General features: G+C 43.2%; 23 protein-coding genes. 10 read left to right on the top strand and 13 right to left on the bottom strand.

Annotation, left to right across the window (positions count from 1 at the left end):
• Nucleotides 1–3: 3 nt before the first annotated feature.
• The 4 genes from QGN29_RS13185 to QGN29_RS13170 form a co-directional block, all read right to left on the bottom strand.
• Nucleotides 4–849 carry an AAA family ATPase gene (locus QGN29_RS13185; protein ID WP_310798336.1) on the bottom strand — a complete coding sequence of 282 codons (846 nt, stop codon included), beginning with the start codon at nucleotides 847–849 and terminating at the stop codon, nucleotides 4–6.
• A 208-nt stretch (nucleotides 850–1,057) separates the two neighbouring features.
• Nucleotides 1,058–1,456, bottom strand: coding sequence for a flagellar protein FlaG (locus QGN29_RS13180; RefSeq protein ID WP_310798335.1), 399 nt, complete (start codon nucleotides 1,454–1,456; stop codon nucleotides 1,058–1,060).
• Nucleotides 1,457–1,568: 112 nt separating this feature from the next.
• Nucleotides 1,569–2,396 carry a flagellin gene (locus QGN29_RS13175; protein ID WP_310798334.1) on the bottom strand — a complete coding sequence of 276 codons (828 nt, stop codon included), beginning with the start codon at nucleotides 2,394–2,396 and terminating at the stop codon, nucleotides 1,569–1,571.
• Between the two features lie 308 nt (nucleotides 2,397–2,704).
• A complete protein-coding gene (locus QGN29_RS13170; RefSeq protein WP_310798333.1) occupies nucleotides 2,705–3,532 on the bottom strand; it encodes a flagellin in 828 nt (275 codons plus the stop codon).
• 213 nt (nucleotides 3,533–3,745) lie between these two features.
• Between QGN29_RS13170 and QGN29_RS13165 the strand changes: the two genes are divergently transcribed.
• Nucleotides 3,746–3,868 (top strand): hypothetical protein, encoded by a 123-nt coding sequence (locus QGN29_RS13165; protein ID WP_310798332.1) that lies wholly within the window; start codon nucleotides 3,746–3,748, stop codon nucleotides 3,866–3,868.
• Here QGN29_RS13165 and QGN29_RS13160 read toward each other — a convergent pair.
• On the bottom strand, nucleotides 3,865–5,010 hold the full coding sequence (locus QGN29_RS13160) for an alpha-hydroxy acid oxidase (RefSeq protein WP_310798331.1): 1,146 nt from the start codon (nucleotides 5,008–5,010) through the stop codon (nucleotides 3,865–3,867). The two genes, QGN29_RS13165 and QGN29_RS13160, sit on opposite strands and share 4 nt — an antisense overlap.
• A gap of 317 nt (nucleotides 5,011–5,327) precedes the next feature.
• On the opposite strand from QGN29_RS13160, the gene QGN29_RS13155 reads away from it, so the two are divergent.
• The 5 genes from QGN29_RS13155 to QGN29_RS13135 all read left to right on the top strand — a co-directional run bounded on the left by QGN29_RS13155 (nucleotide 5,328) and on the right by QGN29_RS13135 (nucleotide 11,116).
• A complete protein-coding gene (locus QGN29_RS13155) occupies nucleotides 5,328–5,666 on the top strand; it encodes a P-II family nitrogen regulator (protein ID WP_310798330.1) in 339 nt (112 codons plus the stop codon).
• A gap of 16 nt (nucleotides 5,667–5,682) precedes the next feature.
• On the top strand, nucleotides 5,683–7,029 hold the full coding sequence (gene amtB, locus QGN29_RS13150) for an ammonium transporter AmtB (RefSeq protein ID WP_310798329.1): 1,347 nt from the start codon (nucleotides 5,683–5,685) through the stop codon (nucleotides 7,027–7,029).
• An 83-nt stretch (nucleotides 7,030–7,112) separates the two neighbouring features.
• A complete protein-coding gene (locus QGN29_RS13145; protein WP_310798328.1) occupies nucleotides 7,113–7,811 on the top strand; it encodes a TorF family putative porin in 699 nt (232 codons plus the stop codon).
• Nucleotides 7,812–8,211: 400 nt separating this feature from the next.
• Entirely contained in the window at nucleotides 8,212–9,333 is a 1,122-nt protein-coding gene (locus tag QGN29_RS13140; RefSeq protein ID WP_310798327.1) for a DUF2336 domain-containing protein, read from the top strand.
• A 61-nt stretch (nucleotides 9,334–9,394) separates the two neighbouring features.
• Nucleotides 9,395–11,116 carry a sensor histidine kinase gene (locus QGN29_RS13135; protein ID WP_310798326.1) on the top strand — a complete coding sequence of 574 codons (1,722 nt, stop codon included), beginning with the start codon at nucleotides 9,395–9,397 and terminating at the stop codon, nucleotides 11,114–11,116.
• Nucleotides 11,117–11,169: 53 nt separating this feature from the next.
• Here QGN29_RS13135 and QGN29_RS13130 read toward each other — a convergent pair whose 3' ends face one another.
• The 3 genes from QGN29_RS13130 to QGN29_RS13120 all read right to left on the bottom strand — a co-directional run bounded on the left by QGN29_RS13130 (nucleotide 11,170) and on the right by QGN29_RS13120 (nucleotide 13,295).
• A complete protein-coding gene (locus QGN29_RS13130) occupies nucleotides 11,170–11,928 on the bottom strand; it encodes an NAD kinase (protein WP_310798325.1) in 759 nt (252 codons plus the stop codon).
• A 70-nt stretch (nucleotides 11,929–11,998) separates the two neighbouring features.
• On the bottom strand, nucleotides 11,999–13,087 hold the full coding sequence (moaA, locus tag QGN29_RS13125; protein WP_310798324.1) for a GTP 3',8-cyclase MoaA: 1,089 nt from the start codon (nucleotides 13,085–13,087) through the stop codon (nucleotides 11,999–12,001).
• On the bottom strand, nucleotides 13,071–13,295 hold the full coding sequence (locus tag QGN29_RS13120; protein ID WP_310798323.1) for a hypothetical protein: 225 nt from the start codon (nucleotides 13,293–13,295) through the stop codon (nucleotides 13,071–13,073). Before QGN29_RS13120 ends, moaA begins: the two co-directional genes overlap by 17 nt.
• A gap of 80 nt (nucleotides 13,296–13,375) precedes the next feature.
• Here QGN29_RS13120 and QGN29_RS13115 point away from each other — a divergent pair, with 80 nt between their 5' ends.
• The gene (locus tag QGN29_RS13115) at nucleotides 13,376–13,999 is read left to right on the top strand and encodes a DsbA family oxidoreductase (RefSeq protein WP_310798322.1); all 624 of its coding nucleotides are present in this window, start codon (nucleotides 13,376–13,378) and stop codon (nucleotides 13,997–13,999) included.
• Between the two features lie 44 nt (nucleotides 14,000–14,043).
• A complete protein-coding gene (locus QGN29_RS13110) occupies nucleotides 14,044–15,627 on the top strand; it encodes an EAL domain-containing protein (RefSeq protein ID WP_310798321.1) in 1,584 nt (527 codons plus the stop codon).
• A 28-nt stretch (nucleotides 15,628–15,655) separates the two neighbouring features.
• Here QGN29_RS13110 and mfd read toward each other — a convergent pair whose 3' ends face one another.
• Nucleotides 15,656–19,171: a transcription-repair coupling factor gene (gene mfd, locus QGN29_RS13105; RefSeq protein ID WP_310798320.1), complete on the bottom strand. Its 3,516-nt coding sequence runs from the start codon at nucleotides 19,169–19,171 to the stop codon at nucleotides 15,656–15,658.
• A 17-nt stretch (nucleotides 19,172–19,188) separates the two neighbouring features.
• On the bottom strand, nucleotides 19,189–19,497 hold the full coding sequence (locus QGN29_RS13100) for an FAD assembly factor SdhE (RefSeq protein WP_310798319.1): 309 nt from the start codon (nucleotides 19,495–19,497) through the stop codon (nucleotides 19,189–19,191).
• A gap of 178 nt (nucleotides 19,498–19,675) precedes the next feature.
• Here QGN29_RS13100 and QGN29_RS13095 point away from each other — a divergent pair, with 178 nt between their 5' ends.
• Nucleotides 19,676–20,521: a prohibitin family protein gene (locus QGN29_RS13095; protein WP_375164713.1), complete on the top strand. Its 846-nt coding sequence runs from the start codon at nucleotides 19,676–19,678 to the stop codon at nucleotides 20,519–20,521.
• Nucleotides 20,522–20,590: 69 nt separating this feature from the next.
• Nucleotides 20,591–22,687: an ATP-dependent DNA helicase RecG gene (recG, locus tag QGN29_RS13090; RefSeq protein ID WP_310798317.1), complete on the top strand. Its 2,097-nt coding sequence runs from the start codon at nucleotides 20,591–20,593 to the stop codon at nucleotides 22,685–22,687.
• Nucleotides 22,688–22,699: 12 nt separating this feature from the next.
• On the opposite strand, the gene QGN29_RS13085 is transcribed toward recG, so the two are convergent.
• From QGN29_RS13085 to QGN29_RS13075, 3 genes are all read right to left on the bottom strand, one after another.
• The gene (locus QGN29_RS13085; RefSeq protein WP_310798316.1) at nucleotides 22,700–23,413 is read right to left on the bottom strand and encodes an arginyltransferase; all 714 of its coding nucleotides are present in this window, start codon (nucleotides 23,411–23,413) and stop codon (nucleotides 22,700–22,702) included.
• A gap of 52 nt (nucleotides 23,414–23,465) precedes the next feature.
• Nucleotides 23,466–25,307 (bottom strand): SLC13 family permease, encoded by a 1,842-nt coding sequence (locus QGN29_RS13080; protein WP_310798315.1) that lies wholly within the window; start codon nucleotides 25,305–25,307, stop codon nucleotides 23,466–23,468.
• Nucleotides 25,308–25,382: 75 nt separating this feature from the next.
• Nucleotides 25,383–26,303, bottom strand: coding sequence for a flagellar motor protein MotB (locus tag QGN29_RS13075; protein WP_310798314.1), 921 nt, complete (start codon nucleotides 26,301–26,303; stop codon nucleotides 25,383–25,385).
• Between the last annotated feature and the right edge of the window lie 36 nt (nucleotides 26,304–26,339).

Raw genomic sequence — 26,339 nt, 5'->3', positions numbered from 1 at the left:
CCCTTAAGCGTTTTTGCGACGGTTCATAAAGGCAAGACGTTCAAAGAGATGAATGTCTTGCTCATTTTTCAACAATGCTCCATGCAAGGGAGGGATCAATGTGTTCGGGTCTTTACTTTTCAGAACCTCTAGGGGCAGCTCTTCAGCCATCAGAAGTTTGAGCCAATCCAACAATTCAGACGTTGATGGTTTTTTCTTCATGCCAGGCACTTCGCGCATATCGTAAAAAATACTCAGAGCCTCTCTCACGAGTAAATTTTGTATGTCTGGGTAATGAACATCTACGATGTCACGCATTGTGTCAGCATCTGGGAATTTAATATAGTGAAAGAAACAACGGCGAAGGAAGGCATCGGGCAATTCTTTTTCATTGTTCGATGTTATGATAATGATCGGCCTATGTTTTGCGGTAATGGTCTCACCAGTTTCGTAAACATGGAATTCCATTCTATCTAATTCTTGTAATAAATCATTTGGGAATTCAATGTCTGCTTTGTCAATTTCATCAATTAAAAGAATAGGGGCTTCATCCGCTTCAAAGGCCTCCCAGAGTTTTCCTTTCTTGATGTAGTTACTGATATCTTTAACTTTTTCATCCCCCAATTGGCTATCCCTTAGACGAGAAACCGCATCATATTCATACAAACCTTGCTGAGCTTTGGTTGTCGACTTGATATGCCACTCGATTAGGTTTGTGCCAAAGGACTGAGCAACTTCATTTGCTAAGACAGTTTTGCCGGTGCCAGGTTCCCCCTTGATTAGAAGAGGTCGACGAAGAGTGGCCGCCGCATTGACAGCAACTTTGAGGTCATCGGTTGCTACATAGTTCTCAGTACCTTGGAATTTCATCACTTAATCCTATAAATATTGTTTCCCTCATAGGTAGGTGACTTTGATCTAAAAATCCAGAAAAACTATAAGTGATTTTATGTGAAGCCGAGGGCAAGAAAAATTATGTAAAATCTATCGAGCTAGAAAAAAAGCACAAAAAATCCAACTCGGGAATCATAAGATCCTGAGGGATATAATAAATTATAGTAGTCGCTATCAGAAGCAGCTAAGCAAGGCTATCCACTGCTAAGCCTTCAACCTCTCGGTATTTAGCCAGCATTTCAGAAATGGTTTCAGGCGGAAATTGTTTAATCACTTCGCCCGTATCATTGTCTAAAGTTTGATAGATAAAGTCACCTGTATTGTCATCTATGTTGATCCGTAACCGTGTGTTCCCAAGTTCATTTTCAGGGATGATCTGCTCAATAAGTTCAGCAGCTCTATCTAACGGTTCTTTTGCAACAGTATCAGCGCCGCCAGAACTTGGAACAGCTTCGCTCTGTGCGATTGCTTTTCCAACATCAGCTGCTGACGTTGATTTATCAGGTTTAACCTGTTCTGATTTGTCTAAGGTTCGGAGCGGTATGATCTGCCCGTTACCTGTCGCATTAACTTGTTGTGTCATTGTTCCACCTTTTCTCTCGGAACTCTTATAAACTACCTATATTCCTTCTTCTGGTAAACCCCAAAGTGTTAAAAACCGGAGGAGAATAGAAACTCTCCTCCAGTCGTTAATTTTATCGGAATAGACCAAGTACTGTAGAAGGAGCCTGATTCGCAATAGATAGAGCCTGTAGGCCCAACTGCTGCTTCACCTGCAATGCCTGCAAGTTCGCTGATTCTTTAGCGAGATCGGCATCTACTAAGTTACCGATACCAACTTCGATCGCATCAGAAAGCTTGGTTGTGAAATCTTTCTGTAGAGACAGACGGTTTGAACCCGCACCCAATTTAGAAAGGGCTGTGTTCACATCTGTAATAGAAGATTCAAGCTTGGTTACAGCTGAAGACGCTTTTGTCTGAGTAGAAATTGTGTCAGTTGCAGCGATATTTACTTTAGAGCCGGCAAGAGAGAAATCCTCTGCAGCAATTGTAATAGCAGATGACCCTGTGTCATCTGTAATCGCAACGATCGAGTCACCGCTGTTTTTCACGGCGTTTGTACCGTTAAATTCAGCGTTACTGACAATCGATGTAATCTGATCACGAAGCTGAGTGAAGTCATCGTTCAAAGATGCACGGCTTGTACTGTCCAGGCCAGTGTCTTTCGCAGATACAGCTTTCTCTTTCATTTCAATCAGTAGGTCGGACACTGCTTCACCAGCAGCAATCGCAACGTCTACTGTAGAAAGAGCACGGTCAAGTGACCCTTGTACAGCGCCAAGGCCAGCAACATCACTACGCAATTTCTGAGCGATAGCGAAGACAGCAGCATTGTCTTTTGAACTGGATACTTTTTCACCAGTGTTAATGCGAGATTGAGTGGTTTCAAGGCCACTACTAGTTTTGTTCAAATTTTGCAGGGCTAAGAACGCACCTGCGTTTGTATTTACCGAAAAAGCCATTTTAGCTCTCCTTTTTGGAGTTATTTACAAGGCATTTTGCCTCTTGAGACTTTTTGTCTCGGTTGTAACTTTGCAATTAGTGTGCCATTGCTGTGGATAACTTTTATGTGTTATCTAACATACTGATATTTATAAATAAAATTTGAACCCTCTCTAGTATGAATAATGAGAAGGGGTAAATAATGCCTAGCCTATCAAGGGTTTGAGTGGGTAAAAATTACCTATTTTTCTGGCAGGGGCATATATTGCCTAGTGGGGAGCAATAAAAAAGGCGGGTCGAAACCCGCCTGATATTGGTTGGATAAAGGTTACTGGAACAGGGTCGTAATCGCCTGTGGTGCCGAGTTGGCAATGCCAAGAGCCTGTAACCCAAGCTGCTGCTTAACCTGCAACGACTGGAGCATAGCGCTTGTTTTCGCCATATCAGCATCTACCAAATTACCGATACCCACTTCAATCGCATCTGACAGTTTGCCAACAAAAGCTTTTTGCAGATCAAGACGTTTTGATCCTGCACCCAATTTTGAGAGTGAGGAGTTCACGTCCGTAATCGCAGACTCAAGTTTTGTAACTGTCGTTGTTGCGCTAGTAGATGTGGAGATCGTATCTGATGACGAGATGTTTACAACACTAGATCCTAAAGATAAGTTTTGCGCTGCGATAGTGATTGTATTGGCGCCAGTATCATTTGTAATAGCGACAATATCTTCTCCACCTGATTTAACGGCATTGATGCCATTGAATTCAGCGTTATCAACAATAGATGAAATTTGATCACGTAGCTGCGTAAAGTCATCATTGAGTGATGCTCTACTTGTGCTATCTAGACCAACATCTTTCGCAGAAACGGCTTTTTCTTTCATCTCAACTAAAAGATCAGAAACAGCTTCTCCTGCAGCGATGGCTACATCAATTGTTGACAAAGCCCGATCTAATGACGATTTTGCAGCATTCAAGCCTGATATGTCAGAGCGAAGCTTCTGAGCAATAGCAAATACTGCTGCGTTGTCTTTAGATGAGGCCACTTTTTTACCTGTGTTCACTTGTGTTTGTGTTGATTCCAATTTTGCATTTGTTGCATTCAGTTGCTGAAGTGCAAACAACGCACCTTTATTGGTGTTTATTGAAAACGCCATAGTTCAATCTCCCTTTCTAGGAATTACGAGGAGCCTTTTGCTCGGTACACTAATTGCAAGTAAGATGCCAAACTGTAAGCTACTGATAACAATGGATAAAGCGAGATTATTGAGTAAAATTAAAGCCAGTTTAATCTAAGTGTTCGGGAGAATGTTGCCTAATTCTAGGACAGAATTGCTCAGGCGTATGGCGGTTATTGGAGGATTTTGCCCATGCGCAATCGACCTTCCCTTGCTCTCTTCCCTGGCTTGCTACTGACTGGCAAGAGTGCTCAGGCGCGGATCGCTGCGCTAGAAAGGAGTGCCTGGCTGAAAATGTGGAGTGGTCGGAGTTAATAGGGAGTAATCATATCTTCTTTAATATCGGCAAGGGAGGAGCATCCACTGAGCATCATCGTCCGTTCAAATTCTTCTTTGAGTATAGAGATGGCACTGATGACGCCTTCTTCTCCGAGTGCGGCAAGGCCGTATAAATAGGGGCGGCCTATGGAGACGGCGTCTGCGCCTAGGGCAATTGCTTTAAAAATGTCCGATCCTCTGCGGATGCCGCCATCAACGATGAGTTGAGTTTGGCCGTTGATGGCTTCCTTGATTGGTTTTAGGCTGTCAATAGGGGCAGGGCTTCCGTCCAATTGTCTGCCACCGTGATTGGAAATCATAATGGCATCTGCGCCAATCGTTTCGGCGGTTTTGGCGTCATGGGCATTCTGAACGCCTTTAATGACTAATTTCCCGTCCCAGTGATTTCTGAGCCATTCAAGGTCTTTCCAGCTTAAAGTGCGGTCAAATTGATTATTGATATATTCCGCGGGGCTCATGCCGGACATTTCATCCTTATTAATGTAATCAGTGAGATTTGATAGGGTGAAGCCCTTGTTGATAAAGGCGTGGCGAAGCCAGTAGGAATGAAGGAGAAAGCTGGCGATGGATTTTAGGGTAAATTTGGGAGGCAGGCCCATGCCGGTTTCAAAATCTCTTTCTCTATTGCCAGCAACGACTGTATCAACAGTTAGGCATAGGGCGCTGTATCCAGCCTTCTTTGTTCTTTCAACAAGCGTTCGCGTTAATTCCCTGTCTTTATGTATATAGACCTGCATCATTTTAGGGCTTGAAATGGTATTGCTTATTGCCTCTATGGATGTGGTGGCTACAGTTGATAGGCTGTAGATTAGGTTTTGTTTCTCAGCTGCTTTGGCAACCGCATATTCTTTGTGATGATGAAACAACCTGTTCATGCCCGTGGGGGCTAGTATGAGGGGGAGGGGGCTTTTGTGTCCAAGGACTTCAGTCTCTGTGGAGAGATTAGAAATATCCCTTAAGCTTTTCGGTGTGATTTGATAGCGGTCAAAGGCTTTGCAATTTCTCTCAAGGCTCACCTCATCATCAGCCCCACCTTCCATATAGTGAAACATGGGATCTGGCAGATTCTTGCGTGCCTGTTTGCGCAGTTGCTCGATATTGTAGAAATTTTTCCCCATTGTCTCTCTCCAGAAGATAGTCAACTCTATTGCCTAGCTATGAGAGTATAATCACTTCTCTTCTGGCGCCAACCCTTATCTATAATATGCCTAAATAATAGGCATATTATAGAAGGTAAAAAATGATTAAAAATTAGGCAAAGTCTAAAATTTTGGCACTAATATATCAGGGTACGCACCTAGGGTTTTTATATTTTTTATATTAAAATCAGTTAGTTATTAAAATTCTACTAAGGATGAGAAAACTGGCACATGCATTGCGACTATAACGAAGGATAACCAAAAAAAATGATCTAGAAAATCAGGGAGCTTATTGAATGAAATATATTATCGCAATTATTAAGCCGCATTGTTTAGCAGGGGTGCAGGAAGCGCTTCAGGAGGCAAATGTGGCAGGCATGACAGTATCTGAGGTGCAGGGATTTGGGCGCCAGAAGGGTCAGTCGGAAATTTACAGGGGTGCAGAGTATACAGTCAATTTCGTTCCTAAGATTAAGATTGAAATTGCCGTCGACGATGAGGCTGCCTCGAATGTTGTTGAGATTATCTCAGAAACGGCAAAAACAGGCGCAATCGGTGACGGAAAAATATTCGTGCTGGACATGGGTGAGGCTGTTCGCATCCGCACCGGTGAAAGCGGCAATGAAGCGCTATAAGTAAAGGGAAAAATAAATGACTAATTTGAAAAAAATAAGCCTTATTGCACTCGCAGCGACATCGATGTCGCTTCCAGCTATGGCGGTAGATGCTGAATCTGCTTTTATCTTTAACTCGCTCCTCTTTTTGATTGGTGGTTTTTTAGTGATGTTTATGGCCGCAGGCTTCTCCATGCTTGAGGCTGGTCTAGTTCGGTCGAAAAATGTGGCTGATATTTGCCTGAAGAATATTGTTCTTTATTCTATTGCGAGTATCTGTTTCTTTGTTGTTGGCTATCAATTGATGTATAGCGGTGTCGACGGTGGTTTTCTTGGAAGCTTTACCGTTTGGAGTGGCGATGATACTGCGGCTCTTGCAGAAGAAGGTGCAAATTTTGAAGCTGGATACGCTATGGGCTCTGACTTCTTCTTCCAAATGGTTTTTGTTGCGACAACGGCTTCGATCGTATCTGGAACGGTTGCAGAGCGCATTAAACTCCTGCCATTTTTCATCTTTACAGCTGTTCTTGCGCTCTTCATCTATCCTATTCAAGGTGCATGGAACTGGGGTGCAGGTTGGTTGCATGCCCAAGAGTTTATCGACATGTTTGGTGGCGAATTCTTAGATTTTGCTGGTTCAACTACTGTTCACTCTACTGGCGGCTGGGCTGCTCTTGTAGGGGCCATCATTCTTGGTGCGCGTCAGGGTCGTTTTGGTCCGGACGGCAAGCCAAGACCAATGCCTGGTTCTAATCTGCCTCTTGCGACGCTTGGCACATTCATCCTGTGGTTTGGTTGGTTTGGTTTTAATGGTGCTTCTCAGCTTGCTCTTGGTTCTGCTGCTGATGCTGTTGCTGTTTCAAATATCTTTGTGAATACAAATATGGCCGCTGCTGCAGGCGCTGTCACTGCTTATGTTGTGACACTGGTACGTTTCGGTAAAGCAGATTTAACAATGGTTCTTAACGGGGCACTCGCAGGTCTTGTTTCTATTACAGCCGAGCCTCTAATGCCGTCAGTCTTCCAAGCTATTCTGTTCGGGGCTGTGGGATCAGTCATTGCGATTTTTGCAGTAGGGCTCTTGGATAAATTCAAGATTGATGATGTTGTTGGTGCGATTTCAGTACACCTTGCGGCTGGAATTTGGGGAACACTTGCTGTTGCCTTTACAAATGAAGGGGCCTCTTTCTTTGGTCAATTTATCGGTATTATCTCGGTTGGTGCTTTCGTTTCGATTACAAGTGCAATTGTATGGCTAGCGCTGAAATACACCATTGGAATTCGCCTTAGCGAAGAAGAAGAGTTTGTTGGATCAGATCTGTCTGAGCTTGGACTTGAAGCTTACCCAGAATTTGGTCGTGGTTCACAAAAGCTAGTTAGCTAAATTAATAGTGAGGGGCGCTTGCTCTTGCAGGATCGGCGCCCCTCTCTCCCGCAAAAATATAAAAAATTATTAGGAGATGGATTATGTCTATCATGAAAAAAGTTGTTTTGTCATCAGTTTCAGTTCTTGCTCTTTCGACCGTTGCGCTTCCGTCAGTTTCAGCTGAAGATGCTGCATGGTCTGCGAATACGGCTCTAGTAACTGACTATCGCTTCCGCGGTGTCAGTTTATCCAATAAAGATTTTGCTGTTCAGGGTGGTTTTGATGTGAACTGGGCTTCTGGCTTTTATGTTGGAACTTGGGCATCTAGTATTGAGACATTTGGTGGGTCAGAGATGGAAATGGATATCTATGCTGGCTATGGTTTTGAATCGAATGGCTTAAGCTATGATGTTGGTATCCTTGCCTATACTTACCCAGGATCTGATGATACGCACTATTTAGAGGCTTATGGGTCTGTTGGTGGATCTTTTAACGATGTTGGGTGGACAGTGGGAGCAGCTTATGCCTACGACCAGGATAACCTAGGGAATCAAACTAACCTCTATGTTTATACAGATCTTGAATACAGCCTTACAGATGTCATTTCTCTTTCAGGTCATTTAGGTGTTGAAGAGGGTGCTTTTGGTAAATTTAATGGGGACGCAAAGCTAGATTGGTCTCTAGGCTTTTCTTATGCCCTCTCGGATACTGTTGGTCTCGGTGTTACTTACATTGACACAAATATGAATAATACAATTGGTAAAGAGACAGCGGTAATTTCCCTCAGCGCTTCTTTCTAATCAATAGAGATACAGTCAAATAAGTTATGTTTCTTTGAAACAGGTTTCCCTCCCTTGTAATTTATTTGATTTCCTCTGCATAGGGTAGCGCGTTATGCAGAGACTTGGGGCTGGTGTCGATGACATCAGCCCTTTTTTATTGGAGTTTAGGAAGGGCACTATAAGAGTGGAAATCAACATGTTGACTCTAGATTCGTTTTTGATTCGATATGTAGTGTTGTTTTAATAAATTTTTAACTAAATACACTAATTACTTGATTCTTAGGCTGGAATCCGTATGATTCCAGTGGGTAATGGTATAAATTTCACTTTCGATGTGGAATTTGTGTGTGAAAAACGACTCGTGAGTCGTTAAAACGATTGGAAAGTGGTTCCTTTTGAGCCATAGTGGGTGCTGAAAATGGCAAGTGATCGCATTATGGAAATGCTGACATTGGCGCAGAGTAAATCTGTTGCGGCCAGAACGCGTCTCTTTGAGAATATCACTGATATGTTCCTATCGGATGATGGTCGGTTGACTGATCACGAGCGCGCACTGATGTCGGATATTCTCGCGAAATTGATTTCTCAAGTGGAGAAAGATGTGCGTAAGGAGCTTTCTGAATCCTTGCTGCGCGGGCAGGTTGACTTGCCAGAAATTGTTAACCTCTTGGCAAACGACGAGATTGAGATAGCCCGGCCTCTTCTAGAGAGCAGTGATCTGCTGAAAGATCCGGATCTTATTGAGATTGTGCGCATGCGCACTGATGAACACCGTCTCTCAATCACGATGCGTGAGGAGCTCTCCGAGCAGTTGACAGATGCACTCGTTGAATATGGTGACGAAGATGTTGTGGAAAGTTTGTTGAATAACCACGATGCTCAACTATCGAAACGCGCCATGGAATATCTAGTTATTGAATCGCGCCGTGTTGATCGCTTTCAAGAACCTCTTGTTCAAAGATCTGATCTGCCTGGAGATCTAGCCTATAAAATGTACTGGTGGGTTTCGGCAGCTCTAAGAAAAAAAATTATCAGTGATTTTGATGTCGACCCTATTGTGCTTGAAGAAAGTATGAAGCGTGCAACGCTTACAGTGATGTCTGATGTTGAAGAAGAAACTAATGCCTATGTGAAAGCTCAGCGACTTGTTCGGCGGATGCATGAAAATGGAGAGTTAACCTCTCAATTTCTTATTTCTGCGTTTAAGCAGCAACGTGTTGCTGTTTTTGTTGCTGGACTTGCTCAGTTAGGATCAATTGATTTTCAAACAGCATGGCGGGTTTTCTCTGATAAAGGGGGCGAAAGCTTTGCTGTTTTGTGCAGGGCCATTGATCTTGATCGGGCTCAGTTCACAAGTATGTATCTTGTGATTGTGCAAGCACGAGAAGGTGGATCGCGGGCTAAGTCTCCGGGGGTCATTAAAGAAGTATTGGATTTATTTGATCGAATTTCTGTCCAGAGTGCAAAGGGTGCTTTGCAGGTCTGGCAACGGGAGAGCTCTTATCAGCAAGCGATCGAGGAATTAGATAAAGTTAGTTAGTATTGGGTTGGAATAGAAATGCATAAACACGTAGTGCCGTGTTACCCTGGGGAGGGTTTTTATGTCAGATATTAATAAAGCAAAAGGTCAACTGTTAAGGTTTGCAGAATTGCAAAATCAGGCAGGATTATCAGATCAACAAGAACAAGATTCTGCTTTTGGTGCTTCCATTCGCAAGGCTGCTGTCCATGCAGTGCCTGCGAATACGCAAGTATCTGGCTTTCTTGATCATTTAATTGTCGACAACAGCTTGCCAGTTTATGTGACCTCTGTGGACGGCATGCTTTTGCATGTGAATGAAAAGTTCCAAGAGTTAGCCGATGTCATGGGCGACGTTAGTCTTAGTCCGGGTCCCTTGCAAATAATGAATAAGATGCCGGCACCGACCATGCAGCCAATTATTCAAGATGTGCTTGCAAGCCAGTCGACTGTTAAAGCAGAAGAAACCTTGACGATCCGAGGGAAGCAGTTTGTTTTCCAAGGACGTCACATGCCAGTTTGTAATGCACGTGGTGATATTATCGCCATTGCTGGAACATATGAAGACATTACAAATCTGACGAAAGCTGTTGAGGATTCAAAGAATATTCATGCCCGCTATCAAGACTTTGCACGCGCAGGATCTGATTGGATGTGGGAGCTTAGTGAAGAGATGAAAGTAAAGACGCTTTCAAATCGATTTACAGCTGTCGTCGGGCAGCCTGCTATGATGTTTATAGGATCAAAATTAGAGCAATTTGGAGAATTTAAAGCCAACATGGAAGGCAGTGATGAAGGTCTTGAAGCAATCGCAATGAAAAAGCCATTCCGTGACCAGCTTTTCATCATTAAAGATTATAATGGATTGGAACAATGTTTCCACATGTCAGGTGTTCCTGTTTTTGATCGCCAGTCTGGTGAATTCCAAGGATACCGTGGTGTCGGTAAGGACGTCACCGAGCGATACGAGCAAGCGGAAAAAGTCAAACTAGAAAAACAGCGTCTTGAGGACACTCTCGCTGATCTGACTAGAAATAATATTGCTTTAGATGTGACCACAAAAGCGGCCAAGGATGCGTTGAAAACGAAAAATGATTTCCTCGCAACCATGAGTCATGAGCTCAAAACACCTTTGAATGCAATTATTGGTTTTGCTGAATCCTTCATTGGTCAAAAATTTGGCACTCTGAATGATGAGTATCGTAGTTATGCGGAAGACATCCATTCTGCGGGTGTTCATCTTCAGTCTCTTATTACAGATATTATGGATGTGACTTTGTTGGAAAGCGGTGCCCTCAGTCTGTCCACTACAGCTGTCTCTGTGCATAGTGTTGTGTCAAGAGCCAGTAATTTTGTTGCCGGTCAAGCTAGAGAAAAGTCTATTGAATTTGAAATTCAAGGCATTGATCCAGACCTTCATATCTTGGCGGATGAAAAACGTGTTCTCCAAATTATGATCAATCTACTCAACAATGCTGTGAAATTTACAGGCGACGGTGGCCGTATAGGTATCAATGTTGATCCTGCGGCTTGTGAGCATCTTGCTATCACGGTTTGGGACTCTGGAATTGGGATTTCTGTCCATGATCAAGAAAGAATTTTTGATAAATTTCAACAAGTTACCGATGATCTTTATGCAAGACGCCAAAATGGAATTGGGATGGGTTTGCATATTTGTCGTGGCCTAGCTGAGGCAATGAGCGGGAAGATTAAATTATCGAGTGAAGAGGGCAAGGGCTCACGCTTTACGGTCTTACTCCCGCTTGCTAGTGATTATGATGATGATGATATTGATTTCATCTAAATGATTTGACGTATGATGAATGAGAAAGCCTCAGGAGGATCCTGAGGCTTTTTTTAATCAGCAAATTGTTCAAGGAAAATACGTTCATCAAGATTGTGGTGAGGATCAAACAGTAGATGAACCGTCACATCCTTTGCTTCGGTAATTCGAACATTCTTCACATCACGAACTTCATGCATATCAGCAGTTGCTGAAACAGGCCTTTTTCGCCCATCACGAATAATGAGTTCAATATCACTATCTTCACTGATAAGAGCCCCGCGCCATCGTCTCGGTCGAAAACAGCTAATTGGGGTCACTGAAAGCATATTAGAGCCAATAGGCAAGATAGGACCATGAGCAGAAAGATTATAGGCTGTACTGCCCGCCGGCGTGGAGACAATAAGGCCATCGCCGACCATTTTTGTAAGTCGTGGCTTGCCATCAATAATAATTTGCATTGAGGCTGCTTGGCGCGTTTCTCTTAGCAAAGAGACTTCATTAATGGCCAGATAACTGTGGACCTGCCCCTGCACATCTGTTGCCACCATTCTCAGTGGATGTAGTTCAAATTTATCTGCCTTTTCAAGGCGTTCCATGAGGTTATTTTCACCGTAGTCATTCATTAAGAATCCAACAGTGCCTCTGTTAAGGCCAAAGATTGGTTTGTTAGAGAAAAGATTTTTATGTAAGCATTGAAGCATAAATCCATCCCCGCCAAGAGCAACGATGACATCAGCATCCTCTGGAGAAACAACATTATATTTCTCGCATAGAATTTCTGCAGACTCTTCTGCCAATTTTGTATCACTATGTAAAATAGCTATCTTCATATAGGGCCTCATAAATTTCAGGCAGTATAGCCTGAAAATCAAATCAAACTACTCTTTTTTATTCTAGAAATTAGCCCCCAGTTGTATTCATGGACCTTGTCGTAGCAGATTTTGTTTTTGAGGAGGAAATTTCGAAATCATGAGCGGCGGGTTTTTGGGCAATAATGGCTCGTAACTGTTGTACAAGTTCGACTTCCTTGGCCCCGCTGCGGATCAACTCTCTAAAATCGAGATGCGTATCATGCCCAAGGCATGGATAAAGTTTACCAGTACAGGTTAATCTTATCCTGTTGCATCCCTGGCAAAAATTTTGTGTTAGGGGTGTGATAAGCCCTAAACGAGACTGGCTCCCATCGATCGTCATATAGCGGGCAGGGCCTGCAGTGGAATGTGTAGAAGGCAAAAGCGCATACTGCTGCTGGATAAGGTCAACACAGGCAGACAAAGGCATAAAATTGGCAGCTCGATCAATACCACCAGCTTCTAACGGCATGGCTTCGATCAGGGTCAAATCAAATTTATTTTGAGTGCAATAATCAACCATAGGCAAGAGATCATCCATATTTTCTTGCCCCATGATGACCATGTTGATTTTAATATGAATATCTTGTGCAACAGCGGTGTCTATGCCTTTTAGAACATTTTTTAGACTGCCGCGCCTTGTGATATGCTTGAATTTATCTGGATTTAGGCTATCGAGTGAGACATTCAATCTCTTGACATTGCTTTGAGCTAACATGGACGCATACTGGCCTAACTGACTGCCATTTGTTGTCATTGTTAGCTCTTTTAGATCACCTTTTGAAACATGATTCCCTAACAAAGAAATTAATGTTTGAATATCTCGTCTCACTAAGGGCTCACCGCCAGTCAGTCGGATTTTGTCAATACCACAGGCCATAAAGGTTTTGGCAATAAGATAAAGTTCTTCAAGAGAGAGAACATCTTTCTTAGGCAGAAAGGTCATTTTTTCAGCCATACAATATTGGCATCTAAAATCACACCGATCAGTGACGGACAGACGCAAATAGGATATCTGTCGCCCAAGGCTGTCGATGAGTGGTTCTTTCGTTATTGATTCAAGGCTAAAAGTATCTGGCATAGCCATAAGATAGACGGCATACAGGTGATTACAAGTTATTTTAAGCGAGTTCGTCAATTAATTCACCCAGCATATCGCTGGATGTTCTTAAGACGATAGCATTGGCTTTGACTTCTGTTTCGGCAGTTTTGAGGTCTATGATACTTTGGCTCAGTGAAGCATCACTTTCAGGGTCGTTAATTGTAACGATCTTGGAGCTCGCCTCTGCCGCCTTTTTCTCAGCTTGCATAAGGCCTGTGAGGGATTGTGTAACTGTTTTGATCATACTATATTCTTTCCTAATCAGAATCATAAGGCTACGGTAGTGGTAAAGCAAAAGACAATTAAAATTTTAGAGATTAATCTATGAATATTGACGTGATTATCGATGTGGTATGTCCTTGGTGTTACCTGGGCAAAAAGGAATTAGATAAGGCGCTTGAGGCGTTAGGCCGAGAGCAGTTTAATGTAACATATAGACCTTACCAGCTCTCGCCAGATTCGCCGGCAGAAGGCGTAGACAGGGCAACCTATTATCGACGTAAATTTGGAAATAGTCCTCAGTTACAACAAATGCGCTCGCATTTAACGTCTCGCGGTCATGAATTAGGCATTCACTTTGATTTTGAAAGTGACTGTCTGATTGGAAACAGTATGGATGCCCATAGATTAATAAAATGGTCAAAAGGGGCAGGATGTCAGGATGAAGTCACAGATGCAATCATGAAGGCTTATTTTGAACAATGTAAATTAGTAAGTGATAAGGAATTGTTAACCAGTATTGCTGTAAAATCAGGGATGGATGAAGGAATAGTTGAAAAACTATTTGCCAATACTCAAGATGTGGATATGATTAAAAAAGAAATTGACTATGCACGTTCAATTGGGGTGACGGGTGTGCCAGTATATATTTTTGATCAAAAGCTTTCTCTCGTTGGTGCAGAACCTGCAGATAAAATAATACAAACAATTCAGTCAGTTCAGGCATAAAATCATCCCACAAAAACGATGAGACAGAGAACTTAGGGGTCACTATGTCAAAAGTGCCAGATAGATTTTTAGGATTTGCCTTCACTGTGGGGGATGTCCTTCTGGAAGTGGATACAAAATTAAATGTCTTGAATGCTGACGGGGCTATCAGTATCCTTGCAAGTGAAGACGACAGCGTCGTGATGGGCAAACCGCTTTCGGCGTTAGTGTCTGAGCAAGATATGTCCATGTTTGATTTGACGATGGCAGGGCTTGATAAAGCATCTCGAATTGGTCCTATCATGATTTCTTGCGGACTTGATCCTGATAATAGAAAAGAATTTGCCATGTTTGCTGGCCGCTTACCTATGTATGCAGACATTACCTATCTTGCGCTCTCGTATCCTTACCGTCTTGGCCTTGATGAAGATGAAGAAGACGAACTGACAGACAATGAACGAAAAGATAAATTTTTTAATCGCTTAGATAAATTACTTCAGAAAACGGCCGGAACTGAAGAAAATTTAATGGTGACAGTTCTAGAAAGCGACATTAACGAGCTTACGTCAGGAAAACAGAAGGAAGTCGAAAAATTCTTAAAATCCTTCTCGGTTGGCGGGAACTCTGCTGCAAAACTAACGGAAAGTAAATTTGCTCTTGTTCATGAAAAGGGCGAGTCAGGTGAATCTGATAAATTAATCTCTGATAATCTGAGCAAAGCCACAGGTGTTAATTTAAATTCTGCGTCTATCGATGCTTCAAAAATCTCAGAAGAGGGCGATGAAGACGGCATGAAAGCTTTGGTATTTTCCTTGCAACAATTTGCGGAAGACAATCAAAATTTTGATATGCAGACATTTAAATCTGAAGGATCAGACTTAATTCAGGAAACGACAACAAAAGTAACAAAATTCAGAGATATGCTGAATGCTGGTGACTTTAATTTTGTTTATCAGCCAATTGTTTCCCTACAGAGTGGCACAACACATCATTTCGAAGCCTTGTGTCGGTTTGATCTCAAGGGGGTTAATGTCAATCAATTTGAGATGATTTGTTTCGCAGAAGATGTGGGATTGATTATGGATTTTGACCATGCGATTTTAAAACGAGCTATTGGCCTCATAAAACCAAAGATGGGAATGGCCTCAGCACCTAAGATTGCCGTTAACTTATCAGGCAAATCTCTATCCAATGCAGCTTTCCTAGATAATTTGGTCGAAGAATTAAAAAATGCACCTTCTCTTGCCCGTAACTTGTCTCTTGAAGTCACTGAATCTGCAAAAATCACTGACCTAGAGGGTTTGAACAAGGTTCTTGAAAAAATTCGCGCCCTTGGTTTCCGTGTCTATCTTGATGATTTTGGGGCGGGGGCATCTGGCTTCCAATACCTTAAGCAATTGGTCGTGGACGGCGTTAAGATTGACGGCGAATATGTCAGAGATGCAGTGAAGGACAAGACCACACGGGCCTTCTTGATGTCAATGGCGACACTGTGTCAACAGATCGGTGTAGAAACTGTTGCAGAATGGGTGGAAACTAAAGAACATGCTGATTTGCTCACCAAGATCGGTGTGAACTACGGCCAAGGATATTATTACGGAAAGCCTTCCCCGAATTTGACACCTGCACGCGCCCGTGCCGCAGGCTAGGAGCAGGCTAGGGGGTGTTTACCGCAATCTAATGCGGTTTTTCATGTCCTTGTGTCGCCAGAGTCGCTAATTTTTTCGTATATTTAGCCACTGTTTGTAGTCGCTGGCTAATTTTATCAAGTTTCGTGAAGAGAGCCAGAGAATGATCTGCTCTAATTTTTGCAGATTTGCCCATACTGCTGATAAAATCTACAAGCCCAGCAGGATTCGCGTATTTGTTATTTCTAAATGTAATGACAAAACCTTTGGGTCCAGCTTCTAGTTTAGCGATACCTGCGGATTTACAATATCCCTTAATGATCATGATGGCCGCTAATTGTTTAACTTCACTGGGTAATTTTCCAAATCTGTCAATCATCTCAGCACAAAATGCATCCACATCTTCTCGTGTATCAAGATCAGCCAGGCGGCGATAGAGAGACATTCGCTGTGTTAAATCAGGCACATAATGCTCTGGGATCATGACAGTCGCGCCCAGATTAATTGTTGGCGACCATTCCCCAAGCTCTTCTTCCCAGTCACTGCTACCAGCTTTTACCTCAGAGACAGCTTCTTCAAGCATTTTTTGATATAATTCAACACCGACTTCTCGTATCTGACCAGATTGTTGATCACCGAGCAGGTTTCCTGCACCGCGAATATCTAAATCATGTGAAGCCAAGTTAAATCCAGCCCCTAATGTATCCAATTGTTGAAGAACATGCAGACGGCGTTCTGCGGTGTCCGTGAGGCGGCGGTTAGCAGGCGTTGTCAAATAGGCATAAGCTCTTATTTTAGAGCGGCCTACACGCCCCCGAATTTGATAGAGCTGTGCGAGGCCGAACATATCGGCTCTGTGAACAACCATTGTATTTGCACTCGCAATATCAATGCCTGATTCAATGATGGTTGTTGAGAGTAAGACATCATATTGCCCTTCATAAAAGGCAGTCATGACATCTTCAATTTGACCGGGTGGCATCTGTCCGTGGGCGACCACATATTTCACCTCTGGTACGAATTCTTTGAGGAATTCAGCAGCTTCATCAAGATCGGCAACGCGCGGGCATACATAGAAACTTTGTCCGCCTCTGTAATGCTCTCTCAGAAAGGCTTCCCGAACGACGACTGGATCAAAAGGCATAACAAAGGTCCGTACAGCCAAACGATCAACTGGCGGTGTAGCAATGATTGAAAGATCTCTAATTCCGGTCATTGCCATTTGTAAGGTCCGCGGAATAGGCGTCGCTGTAAGTGTCAAGACATGAACATTCGATTTCAGTTTCTTAAGCTTTTCTTTATGCGCAACACCGAAATGTTGTTCTTCATCAATGATCAGAAGGCCTAGGTTTGGGAAATCTATGCCTGAACCGAGCAAAGCATGGGTGCCAATGATAATATCCAATTGTCCCTTACGAAGTTCGTCCTTCACTCTGGTGGCTTCTTTACCTTTCACAAGGCGAGAAAGTTGCCCTATACGAATTGGCAATCCCTTAAACCTCTCAGTGAACGTCATGTAATGTTGACGTGCTAAAAGCGTTGTCGGGGCAACTATTGCCACTTGAAGACCTGACATTGCAGCAACAAATGCGGCCCTTAAAGCAACTTCTGTCTTACCAAAACCCACATCGCCGCATACGAGACGATCCATAGGACGACCAGAACCAAGGTCGTGAATGACATCGCCAATTGTTCGTAATTGATCATCTGTTTCTGTATAAGGAAATCGAGCGCAGAATTCTTCGTATACGCCTTCGGTCGGGCTAATGGATTCGCCTTGGCGAAGCTCACGTTCAGCGGCAAGTTTAATGAGCTCACCGGCCATTTCACGAACTTTTTTAGTCATCCGTGCTTTTCGAGCCTGCCAGGCTACACCGCCGAGTTTATCCAGTTGTGGTGATGTTTCTTCGCTGCCGTAGCGAGATAGCATCTCGATATTTTCAACTGGAACAAAAAGTTTATCACCACCAGCATAAACAAGCCTTAGACAATCGTGAGCAGCCCCAGAGACTTTGACTGTCTCTAATCCATCAAATTGACCAATCCCGTGTTGACTATGGACCACATAGTCTCCAGCACTTAAGCCACTGGCTTCAGTTAAAAAATTATCCGCTTTTTTCTGACGCTTGGATTTTCTAATCAGGCGATCACCCAGAACATCTTGCTCTGTAATGACAGCCAAATCCTCACTCTCAAATCCATTTGACAGGGGTAATACTGCCAGAGCGATAAGTTTTTTATTGCTTGTTCTAATGTCTTCCCATGTTTCTGCAATACCTGTAGGGCCTATGCCATGATCTCTTAGGACACCTTCCATACGGTCCGCAGAGCCAGCTGAATAACAGGCGAAAACAACACGTTTTTTTAATTCAATAAGCGTGTCGACATGCTCTTTAAGCGCGTCATAAACATTAATGTCCTTAGAATTTCTTTCAGCAGCAAAATCACGGCCTTTAACGACATCTATGGCTCTTACGCTCGGGCTTTCTGGCTCTTTAAAGACTGAGAGGCGGAGTGGACTAAACCTCTCTAAGCACTCTTCCCATTCCTCGTTTTGGATGTAGAGAGCTTGTGGTTGTATGGGATGGTAAAGGGGTAGATTACTTTTCTTATCTTTTGCGGCGATCTCTTTTGCTTCAACGCGAGCCTGATAATAATCTTGAATTGCATCGAAACGTTCTGATGCCACTTCATCCACTTGTGCAGCGAGGCTAAGGGTCGCATCGCCGATATAATCAAAAAGTGTTTCAAGGTTATCATGAAACAGAGGCAGCCAGTGTTCGGCCCCTTTATGTTTAATACCTTCAGAGATGCTTTCATAGAGGGCATCATTCTTAGAAGGTCCAAAGCTATTCACATAGTTGCGTCTAAATCTTTTGATGCTCTCTTCGTCAAGAGCATATTCTCCAACAGGGGTGAGTCTGAGGCGTTTAACTTTTCCTGTTGTTCGTTGATCAAGAGGGTCAAAGGTGCGAATGCTATCAATCTCATCCCCGAAGAAGTCAATACGAATGGGTTGTGAATAGCCAGAGGGATAGAGGTCAATCAATCCCCCGCGCACAGCGAATTCACCAGCTTCAGCAACCTGACTGCTTCGATTGTAACCATGATAGGACAAAAAATTAGCAACGTGATTCATAGAAAGTTCAGAGCCAAGCTCAATCACCAAACTAGAATTTTTGATGAAGTCAGCGGCAGGTACTCGTTGACTGGCTGCATTGACAGTTGCAAGAACAATCGTCGGGCTGGTCAGCTTATATAGCGCAAGATCTGAAAGGCATTTTAAACGCTGTGCGGAGACATCGTTATGAGGACTAACTCTGTCATAGGGCAGACAGTCCCATGCAGGAAAGACTAAAATTTTTACTTCTGGTGCAAAAAAAGAAAGAGTCTCTTTTAGTTCCCAAAGATGATTATCATCGGCACATAAATGAAGATGTAATCCCTTGTCTTTCGTATATTTTTCATGAGCAAATTGACCCAACAACAAACTATCATATCCAGGAGCTACACCAGCCAAGGTGTATGAAAAGCGATCCTCAAGATATAATTGGGTCAAAGACATAATTTTAAAATAATTCTCTATTTGGCTTTAAGGGTCATGAAATCAAGTTTCTGGATGCGTCGCATCATATCCCCTTGAAATTTTTCCGGCACATCGATGCCATCAGTCACCCACGATAAAATAGAGTGATCCTGCTCTTCGAAAAGACTTTCAAACCAAATACAATCCTCTTCAGAAAAATCTTTCACATTCGCATCAACAAAATTTCCAAAAATTAGGTCTAATTCTTTAATTCCACGATGCCATGCACGAAATAAGAGCCGACGACGGCGGTCATCAAGGCTAATTTCTTTATGAGGATTATAGGTCAGATCAAGCTCTGTCATAGTGATTTCCTATCAGTGTATGACTGTCAAATAGAGGTTTTTTTCCCTTATATCAATAGGATTTATCTGAATTCTTACTAAACCAACGTTGTAATTCTACTCATCAATACCCATATAGAGTTTATAATAACAACGACAGGAGGAAATTTTGACAACAAAAAAATTTAAAACGAAATATATAACAGTTCCAGTTCTCGCAATTTTGGGGCTTTCAGCAGCTATTTCTAGTTTTTATACAGTTGAAGAAGGTCATGTTGGGATTGTGAAGAGATTTTCCGAAGCAAAATACCAAGAAAATCCAGGGTTACATTTCAAAGCCCCTTTCATTGATGTGATAGAGGAAATTGAAGTTCGTACTCGTAAAAATCAAGAAAAGATGCCATCTTCTACGAGCGAACAAATGCCTGTGACAGTTCATGCATCTGTGAACTGGACAGTTGATAAAGCAGCTGCCATTGATCTTTTTAGAAAATATGGAGGACTCAACCAATTTGAGCAAAGAATTTTGGACCCACGCTTCAGAGCTGCGGTTAAGACGATTATACCCAAATTCACGGCAGAGAAACTCATCCAAGACAGAGCCACAGCCATTATGGGTATTGAATCTGAGTTGATGGAAGAAATGAAGGGCTTTCCTGTCAGTGTCGATAATATTCAAATTGAGAATATTGTTCTTCCAGCCAAATATCTTCAGTCTATTGAAACGAAACAGACTGAGAAAAATTTAGCAGATGCTGAAAAGTTTAAACTAGATCGTCAGAAATTGGAGGCGATGCGAGAGGTAAATACAGCAGATGCGCAAGCACAAGCGATTATTAAAGTTGCTGAAGCCGAAGCAAAGGCTACAGAGATAAAGGGTCTTGCAGAGGCGAAAGCCATTGAGGCAAAAGCTAAATCTCTGAGAAATAACCCTTTGATTATTGCTTTAACCCAAGCTCAGAATTGGGATGGTAAATTGCCGACGACGGTTATGAGTGAAAAAGCGGCTCTTCCAATTTTAAAATTGCCTGAGCCAAAAGAGTAAGCTGGACTAGTCTAAAGAAGCGCTGCATAATCCTTTTGGATTGTGCAGTTTTTTTATGGATACGGGCAAATGAGACCAGCCTCTTTGAATGGATATTTTAAGGATATTGAAACCCTTGCCGGTATTGGGCCGCGCAACAAAGCTCATTTTTTACGACTATTTGGTCGTCAAGATTCTGCAAGACTTGTGGATGTGGTTTTTCATATGCCCGTGAGCGTCATTGATCGACGGTATCGCCCGCACGTGGTGGATGCTCAGGACGGACAGGTTGCTACCTTAGAAGTTGAAGTCCTAAAGCATATCCCGTCCCATAATCGGAAAAGCCCTTACAAGGTGCTTTGCGAAGACAGCACAGGAAATTTGACATGTGCTTTTTTTAATCCGCATAGGAGTTGGATTGAAAAACAACTGCCGATAGGGGAGATGCGGTTGATCTCTGGAAAAGTAGAGCATTTCCGCGGAGAAATACAAATTACCCATCCGGATTACATGCTGCCGATAGATCAAGCTGATGAAATGCCTGCGCTCGAGACTATCTACCCCTTAACATCGGGGCTTGGGATCAGAGCATTACGAAAAGCTCTCTTCTCAGCTCTTAAAAATGTGCCAGAAGTAAATGAATGGCATGATCCAGGGATTATGAAACGTGAAACCTGGGGGACTTTTAAAGAAAGTCTACTGCAGGTTCATTCCCCGTCACAAGGATCCGATATTGCTACGAACAGTCTATATAGACAGCGATTAGCTTATGATGAGCTGCTCGCAGGACAGCTCGCTCTCGCTTTGGTGAGAGATAGAGCTCGAAAATCAAGTGGCCGGCCTATCGTAGGAACAGGGGCGATCACGAAAGAAATTTTACATCACTTGCCTTTCAATTTAACTGGCGATCAGCAGAAATCCTTTGATGATATTATAGCCGACATGGGTAAGAAAGAAGCTATGCTGCGCCTTGTTCAAGGGGACGTAGGAAGCGGCAAGACAATTGTAGCACTTCTTGCTATGGCAACAGCTGTAGAAGCGGGGATGCAAGGCGCAATATTAGCCCCGACTGAAATTTTAGCACGTCAGCATATGGAATTTATGACGGACCTGGCAGATAAAGTTGGCCTAAAGATCGACCTTCTGACAGGGCGAAACAAAGGTAAAAAACGTGCGGATCTTTTAAGCCGCTTAGAGAACGGCGAAATTGACATCCTCATAGGAACTCACGCCATTATCCAAGAAGATGTCACCTTTGCCAACTTGGGTCTTGCAGTCATAGATGAGCAGCATAGGTTTGGCGTACAGCAACGGATGGCCCTCGCGCATAAAACGGTTGAAGGTGCTGACCTTCTCGTTATGACAGCAACGCCTATACCTCGAACTCTGACGATGACGGCTTATGGGGATATGGATGTGTCCCTAATTCAAGAGAAGCCTCCGGGTCGAAAACCAATCCAAACAAAAGTGGTTTCTCACGATCGCTTGGGTGAGCTTGTCAGTGGCCTTCGCAGAGCACTTGAACAGGGGCAACAAATATACTGGGTCTGCCCACTAGTTCAAGAGAGTGAAGTCTTAGATCTTGCAGCAGCAGAAGATCGCTATGAGGGCCTTAAAAAAGTTTTTGGAGCTAAAGTAGGCCTCGTTCATGGCAAGATGAAAGCAGCAGAGAAGGACAGTGTTATGCTGCAATTCTCTGAAGGAGACATTCGCCTGCTCGTTTCAACGACAGTCATTGAAGTCGGCGTGAATGTTCCTAATGCTACTATTATGGTTATTGAGCATGCAGAAAGATTTGGTCTGGCTCAACTGCATCAACTTCGTGGACGAGTTGGAAGAGGGGAGAAACAATCTACATGTATGCTTCTCCGCGCTCGGGATATTGGGGCAGTTGCGAAATCCCGCTTACAAGTGATGCGTGATACAGAAGATGGCTTTGTGATTGCGGAAGAAGATTTAAAACTGAGAGGGGCTGGAGAGATCCTTGGAACCCGTCAAAGTGGCATGCCAGAGTATCATTTCGTAGACCTTGAAGAGCATAAACATCTGATTGAACTTGCCCGTGATGATGCTCGGATGATTATGAATAAAGATGCAGGTCTCGAAACACCCCGAGGAAAAGCTCTAAGAGAATTGCTTTATTTATTTGAAAAAGACGAAGGTGTCAGGCTCCTGCGCGGAGGCTAATATAAGGAATTGTTAACGATACCAACCGTCTGGACCTAGCTTTTCTAAAGGCTGGAATTTTTCCTTATAGGACATTTTCCGACTGTCTTCGATCCAATAGCCAAGGTAGATATATGGACGCACAGCCTTTTGGGCTCTGGTAATGTGATCAAGGATCATATAACTGCCCATGCTACGCTTGTCGTGTTTTGGATCGAACAGACTATAGACCATCGACAGGCCATCACTATGTTCATCCGTAAGGGCAAGCCCAATTAAGGCCCCTGTTAACGTTTCTCTATATTCTATGAGGAAGGTATCGACGGTCGAGCTTTCAACCATCTCTTGAAAGTCATCATATGTCATATCTGCCATGCTGCCATCCTGGTGTCTGGCTTCAAGATAAACTTTCAGAAGGGCATAATGCTCATCTGTAATTTCAGCAGGCACGACTGCGGACTTGATATCTCGATTATTTTTTAGAATTCGCTTCTGAGAAGTAGAAGGGCAAAATTCTTCTGAAACAACACGGACGGAGATGCAGGCGGCACAATTTTCACAGGCAGGACGATAAGCAACAGATTGACTGCGTCTGAAACCGATTCTGCTAAGGGCTTCATTGACATTATGGGCATCGGGACCTGCAAGTTCTGTAAAGACCTTACGTTCTATTTTCCCATCGATATAAGGACAAGCAGACGGGGCCGTCACATAAAAGCGTGGAAATTGTAGGCCCTGGTCAGTCATTCAGTCACTTTCATTATGAGTCGTTTCAGAAGTTTATGCTATTTTCATACCATTAATAAAGATTATAATACCAAGGTATTAAAAAAGTGAAAGTTATCCACATTATGAAAATTAAAGGGGTTCCTGCTTTTAAGAAGTCAGTAAAGCGATAATGACCGGGCGCCATCACAAGTAAGTTCGTCTGATAGGACATGGGTGTTGCAAAGCTACAGTTGGCCCCAAAGATAACAGCCAGTAAAAAGGGCATTGGGTCCATATTTAACTTTGTAGCAATTGAGACTGCAATAGGGGTAAAGAGGACCGCTGTCGCATTGTTAGACAAAACATTGGTCAGAAGTGCTACCAGCATGAAAAACCCTGAGAGCAAAACCCAAACTGGTGCTTCGATCATGGCATTTACCACGCTTGTTGCTAGATACTCAGCACCGCCTGTTCCTTGCATGGCTGTGCCAAGGGCGAGGGCAGCACCAACAATGGTAAACACTCGTCTATCAATCGCACGGCTAGCCTGTCGCACATTCAAGCAACCGGTGATGATCATCAAAAGTGCTCCAAGCATTGCTGAGACTGCGATTGGTAGGAGGCCAGTCGCAGCAAGTGCGACCATAACACCAAAAATTATCTGTGCGTGAATAGCCCTGTTCGCTATTGGGAGATCTGTTTTTGACCAGTCCATGAGGATGACATCAATGTTATGGCGTAAACTCTCGATATTAGACCGTGTCCCCATCACCAACAGCACATCACCAGCTTCTAAACGCTGGTTAAAAAGGTGATCACGGATCATGCGACTTCGACGTTGTAAACCCATGACAGCGCAGCTTGTTTCTCCGCGAAAGTTTGCCATGGAGAGCGTTCGTCCGTCGAGGCGCGAGGCTGGAGCAACGACGACCTCAGCGATGATTTCTGCATTTTTACCATTCTCATCATCCCCCTTCATCCCTTCTTCCTCAACATGGGAAATAAGTTCGGGGTCGTTATTCATGAGGTTTTGCATCACGCTGCGTGTTGCAGCAACCATAACCTGATCTCCAGTATGCAAGGTAATATCATCATAGGGAGGCAGTAATTTCTCTCCGTTTTGAGTGATCATTCTTATGGTAACGTCTTTTAGACCTGGGAATAATCCTGCAACAGAAGATTGTCCCTCAAGTTTGCTTCCTGCAGTTATGTCGATTTGAAATAAAAATTGCTTGCCACTTCGATCCTGTATACGACTGGCCAAATTGCTCCGAGGTTTTAAAATTCTTGGCATTATAAACAGGATATAGGTTATGCCGACCACAGCCATGACGGACCCTGGTATTGTAAAATCAAAGAAACCTATTTTCTCACCACCAGAAAGTTCATAAGCACCGGAAGCTAGTAAGTTTGTGCTTGAGCCAATGACAGTTAAGTTACCTCCGAGAATAGCAACAAAAGACAGGGGCATCATCACACTGCTGCTGCTCCGCCCAAGTTTATCCGTGATAACTGTAAGGATTGGAATGAAGATCACCACCACAGGAGTATTATTCATTACAGCTGAGACGACCATCACTGCAATCAGGCAAATAATGATTATTCCAGATGGGTTTTTCTGCCCCCAACCCAGTAATTTTTGAGCCAGGCCATTTAAAGCGCCAGTCTGAACAAGAGCTTGCCCCGTAACTAGCAAACATAAGATGGTCATTAAAGCAGGATCTGCAAAGCCTTTTAAAAGGTCGCGTGTCCCCACAAGTGTTGTCCCTGAAGCGTCCTGTACCGGTGCAAGGTGAAACAAAAGCAAGAGGGCCGAAACCGCAGCAATTGATGAGATTTCGAGAGGAATTCTATCAACTGAATAGGCAACGATAGCACCTATTACGACCCCAAAGGTCAGCCACATCTGAATTGTAGGCTCAATTATTTCCATAAAACACCCTAGTCAAAGAGAGACTTATTATCCCATTATTCCCGTTTAAGAAAATACTATACGACTGGCATAAAATTAGTCAATCTCATATCCGCGAGGAACAGAGTCCGTTTCACGCATCAAGAGAATGGCGATACGACGGTTCTCATTGCGTTCTGGATTTCTTGGGTATAAAGGCGCTGTAGAAGCTTTACCAAGGACGGCAAAAAAGCGATCAGAAGTCACACCCGCAGAAAAAAGAACCCGTCTAGCTCTGTTCGCACGATCGGCGGACAAATCCCAATTGTCATATCCTTGGCGGCTCTCGCGAGAGGTATTGTCCGTATGCCCTTCAATGGTAACACGATTACTTAAGTTTTGAACCGATGCACCAATTTCACGCAGTAAATTCTGAGCAAAGCTGTACATTTCATCCGTCCCTCGACGAAACATGGGACGTCTGTCTCTATCGATCAATTGGATTTTTAAGCCATCTTCCGTGATTTCCATTTGAATATGTTCAGAAAATTCATTCAGCGTTTGTGATTGTTGAATAGAGATATTAATTTTTTCAATTAAATCTTCATAATCTTCATTTTCAGCTTCTTGTTGGCGGATAAGGTCTTGAATTTCTAGATCGCGAATTTCCTCAGGGGTGGGTTCCGACTTTTCGTTGCCGCCCTCACTTGATTTTCGCTCTTCTTCTTCATTCTTTTTTTGTGGTTTTAATTGAACATCAATCACGGCGTTACTGCCTTTGACAACATTTTTCCCAGCATTGAGTGGGTCATTACCGCCAGAATTTGAAGAAGAGACAGCTGTCGTGGGCGTGAAATAATCTGCCAGGCCAGAAAGAGTTTCTGGTGGTGCAACATTCAAAAGCCATAGCAGCATGAAAAAGGCCATCATTGCTGTTACAAAGTCAGCATAGGCAACCTTCCACGCACCCCCATGAGCACCACCGCCTACAACTTTTTTAACTTTTTTAATTATCGGGCGTATATTTTCATCAGCCACGATTTGCCTCCTGCATGGACCATTTTTACGCAAGTT

The sequence above is a fragment of the Temperatibacter marinus genome (assembly GCF_031598375.1).
GTDB classification, from domain to species: Bacteria; Pseudomonadota; Alphaproteobacteria; order Sphingomonadales; family Kordiimonadaceae; genus Temperatibacter; species Temperatibacter marinus.
Note: the sequence above shows the minus strand (reverse complement) of the source record. Positions and strands in the feature narration are given on the sequence as shown.